Consider the following 3,917-nt stretch of genomic DNA (forward strand, 5'->3'; position numbering starts at 1 on the left):
TTGAATAGGAAGATTTAAATGTAAGTTACCTTGTGTAATTTGCATATTTTTCTGCTTTTCAATTTCTTCATTTTTACCCTTCTTTGCTTTCTTAGATGTTATTATCAAACTTTCTTTATCATTTTTTAAGCTTTCCACTGGATACCCCAGCTTTTGAACATATTCATTATAATCCGTTAATCTGATTAAGGTCCTTCCATTTTCTGTTGTTATAAACTTTGGAAAAACTAGGATATATTGAAAATGGGCCTTTTCTAGTTGTTTTTTTATTTCAGCTACATGTTTTTCTTCATATACATTTCCTTGAAATGATACATATTTAAATGCATATGGACTTTTTCCTTCAGCTAATCTAGAATTTCCTATCGCGGCGCAAATCCCTATTGCAGTAAATGCCATAGCTGAAACAATTGAGACAATAAAGAATGTTTTTGCATTGTCTTGTAAACGATAAATTAAATCTGAGAATGTTAACAAATTTGTTTTTTTATAAAACAAATTTGATCTTTTCTTAAGTAAACGCATTACATAGACACTTAATTGTGTAAAGAAGAAATATGTGCCGATTACAACAAGGGCGACGCCTAACCCAGTCAATATAAGTAATTGATATTCATTCATATAATCTTTTCCGATTGATATATAAAATGTTACGAAATACCCTAGCCCAATCAAAATAATCGATAACACTGTCAATGCAATAGAACTTCTAGGCTCTGGTTTAGGCTTTTCTTCGGATTTTAATAGTTCCACCACTAAGTTTACTTTTACCAACCTAGAAGTAACTATCGAAATTAAAACAAACAAAATAATGAAAGCTGCACTAGTAATAGTAATTGCTTTAATTGGAAAATAAAATGGAAGTCCATCTTTTAAAGATAAAATAGAGGCACTAATTAATAAGATTAATTTAGAAAAAGCAAGCCCAATTCCAATCCCAACTATAATCGACAGAAAAGCAATTAACATATTTTCAATTAATATTAGCTTGTTTAGTTGTCGATAGGACATACCTTGAATCATTAAAATTCCAAATTCTTTTTTTCTCGTTTTCAAAAAAGTACTGACAGAATATAAAATAAATAAAAATGAGAAGAACCATGTTAGATACTGTGAAACCTGAAGACCTATATTCCCCAGCGTGTTCATAGTTATACTCGCGTTAGTAAGTTCTCCTTGTAAGTTAGGATGATAAATTAATAATCCATAGATGAAAAAGACCATAACTGCAAATGTACTACTAAAAAAATGTCCAAGATAAATACGTTTATTACGTAGGATGTTATTAAACGCGAATTGCTGAAACGTCATACATTTTCCCCTCCTATGAAAGACAAGGTATTCATGATCTTTTGATAAAAGGCTTCGCGATTATCTCCACAATATATCTCATTATAGAATTTTCCATCCTTAATAAAGATAACACGATTACAATAACTTGCTGCTTTAGGGTCATGTGTTACAAGTAATATTGTTTCCTTTTCTTCCATATTTACCTTCATTAATAATTCCAGCACATCCTGAGCAGATTTTGAATCCAAATTCCCAGTTGGTTCATCCGCGAGCACCAATTTTGGTTTATGAATAAGAGCTCTTGCAATAGCCACTCTCTGTGCTTGTCCGCCTGAAATTTCATAAGTACGGTTATTTAAAATATCTTTGATACCTAGTTTTTCTGCTAATTGTATAACTAGATTATCCATTTCTTTTAGTTCAGCACCCTCTAGGGTTAAAGGTAAAATAATATTTTCTTTAACTGTCAGTGTATTAAGTAGGTTAAAAGATTGGAATATAAACCCTAAATTCCTACGTCGAAATAATGATAAATCATTCATATTTAGAAGAAATGGATTTTCTCCGTTAATAAGAATTTCCCCTGTGGTAGGAGAATCTATCGTTGATATCATGTTTAAAAGGGTTGTTTTACCGCTTCCTGATGGTCCCATAATTCCAACTAATTCTCCTTCATGGACGGTTAAATCGATATTAGACAAAGCTTCATATGCCATTTTCCCGTTGTAAATTTTACAAATATCTTTTACTTTTAAAATTCCCATAAATATACCTCTTTCAATTTGCTATATTATCTAGTTTATTTTAATCAGATATTCGCTCATATTGATTTATCTTTCATTTTGGTTACAAATGTGTAAGATAAATCAACTAAGGGATTTTTATTATATGAAACCGTGCTTAATATTCGGGAAAACGATAGTTACAATGGTTCCTGAGCCAAATTCAGATTGTAATTCAATCGATACATTTAATTTTTCTGATACTTCTTTTGCAAGATACAATCCCATTCCCGTTGATTCTTTAAATAAACGACCGTTTTCTCCTGTATAGAAAGGTTGGAATACTCTTGGTAAATCAGATTTAGGGATACCGATACCCCGGTCTTGAACTCGTAATATAATTCCCTCTTCTTTCTGAAAAGCAGAGATTGTAACTTTTTCTCGTTTACCGCTAGAATATTTAATAGCATTAATGATAACTTGATTTAGCATAAACTGTATCCACTTAGTATCTGTTTCCACTATGAGATTGGAAGGGATGTTAATTTCAGGATATACATAATTGTGTAAAAATGATTTCTTATTTTCATGTATCACTTTATTTACAATTTCACGTAACAAAACTTTGTCTACCTGAAAATCTTGCTCAAATGTTTCTAGCCGCGCCATGTTTAATACCATCTCTAATCCTTGTCTCATCTGATCTGCTTCTTCCGCTATACTTTCAAACCGTTCATCATACGTGTCTTGCGTAATAAGTCTAATCACGGATAAGGGGGTTTTCATTTGATGTACCCATTGATTCATAAAAGTTACCTGTTCTTCCCTTTTTCGCTCCCATAACTTTATTTGACTTTGATAATAATGATATTGTGTTTTTAATAGGTTCTTAATTGAAATAGAGAGTGGTGTAGAATCTAGTTCTTCTATAGATTCGTGTAATGTTTCTGGTGAGGTGGATAACTTTTTATACATTTTTTGATGACTAAAATATCGGTATAATAGATATCCTGTCATTAAAAAAAGGCCCAAAAAAACAGCATATATTGCTGTTAATAAGTTATTATAGCCGTCATACCAATATACAAGTAATACAACGAATAATTGTATGATTGTATACAATATAAAAGGGACATGCTCACGCATAAATAACTTCATTCTTTACACCTCATTTTCCCAAGTCACATTGAGTCTATATCCTGAACCTCTTACAGTCTCTAAAGCATTTTCTATGCCTAGCTCTGCTAACTTTTTTCTTGTTCGTGTTATATGTACACTTAGTGTATTATCATCAACATAATTATAATCTTCCCAAATTTTATCTAAAATGGCCTCTCTGCTCACAACACGTGATGAGCGAAGTAATAATAACTGAATTATTTCTGTTTCTTTTTTAGTTAAGGTTGTCAGTTTCCCATTCAATCTTAATTCCATTCTTTCTGGATACAATACTAATCCAGTTTGTTCTATTGTACGTTCTCCTAATTTAGGTGCATAACTACCATACGCCCGACGAAGCTGACTTTGAACTTTTGCAATTACAACCTCGTAATAAAAAGGTTTGGTAATATAATCATCTGCGCCATTTTGTAAAGCCATAACTTGGTCCATTTCGCCATTGCGTGCAGATATAAAAATAATTGGACATGTAGATACTGAACGAATTTGCCGACACCAATAATAGCCATCAAATCTTGGTAAATTGACATCTAATAACACTAAATGTGGTTGTACGAATAAGAAGTGATCCAAAATGGTTTCAAAATCAGTTGCAATTATGCCCTGGTACCCATATTTCATTAAATGTGATTGAAGTAAACTTGCAATCTTCTTGTCATCCTCAACAATCATAATTTTTTGCATAGTATCTATCCCCCATCATTTCTACCTAATTATCTCTGT

At 31.6% G+C, this 3,917-nt stretch carries 4 protein-coding genes; all 4 read right to left on the minus strand.

The features are described from left to right. Nucleotides 1–1,311, minus strand: a 1,311-nt coding sequence (locus ACQGSG_RS27315) for an ABC transporter permease (RefSeq protein WP_426948499.1), incomplete at its 3' end; no start/stop codon positions are given. Beyond that, nucleotides 1,308–2,057 (minus strand): ABC transporter ATP-binding protein, encoded by a 750-nt coding sequence (locus tag ACQGSG_RS27320; protein ID WP_426948501.1) that lies wholly within the window; start codon nucleotides 2,055–2,057, stop codon nucleotides 1,308–1,310. The genes ACQGSG_RS27315 and ACQGSG_RS27320, both read right to left, overlap by 4 nt. 120 nt (nucleotides 2,058–2,177) lie before the next feature. After that, nucleotides 2,178–3,173, minus strand: coding sequence for a sensor histidine kinase (locus ACQGSG_RS27325; RefSeq protein WP_426948503.1), 996 nt, complete (start codon nucleotides 3,171–3,173; stop codon nucleotides 2,178–2,180). A 3-nt stretch (nucleotides 3,174–3,176) separates the two neighbouring features. Continuing rightward, entirely contained in the window at nucleotides 3,177–3,878 is a 702-nt protein-coding gene (locus ACQGSG_RS27330; protein ID WP_426948505.1) for a response regulator transcription factor, read from the minus strand. Between the last annotated feature and the right edge of the window lie 39 nt (nucleotides 3,879–3,917).

Source organism: Bacillus sp. GMa5/1, assembly GCF_050172015.1.
GTDB classification, from domain to species: Bacteria; Bacillota; Bacilli; order Bacillales; family Bacillaceae_G; genus Bacillus_A; species Bacillus_A cereus.

Excerpts from the sequence above, each read along its gene's own strand:
- ACQGSG_RS27325 (WP_426948503.1), bottom strand. The coding sequence starts at position 3,173 with ATGAAGTTATTTATGCGTGAGCATGTCCCTTTTATATTGTATACAATC.
- ACQGSG_RS27320 (WP_426948501.1), bottom strand. The coding sequence starts at position 2,057 with ATGGGAATTTTAAAAGTAAAAGATATTTGTAAAATTTACAACGGGAAA.
- ACQGSG_RS27330 (WP_426948505.1), bottom strand. The coding sequence starts at position 3,878 with ATGCAAAAAATTATGATTGTTGAGGATGACAAGAAGATTGCAAGTTTA.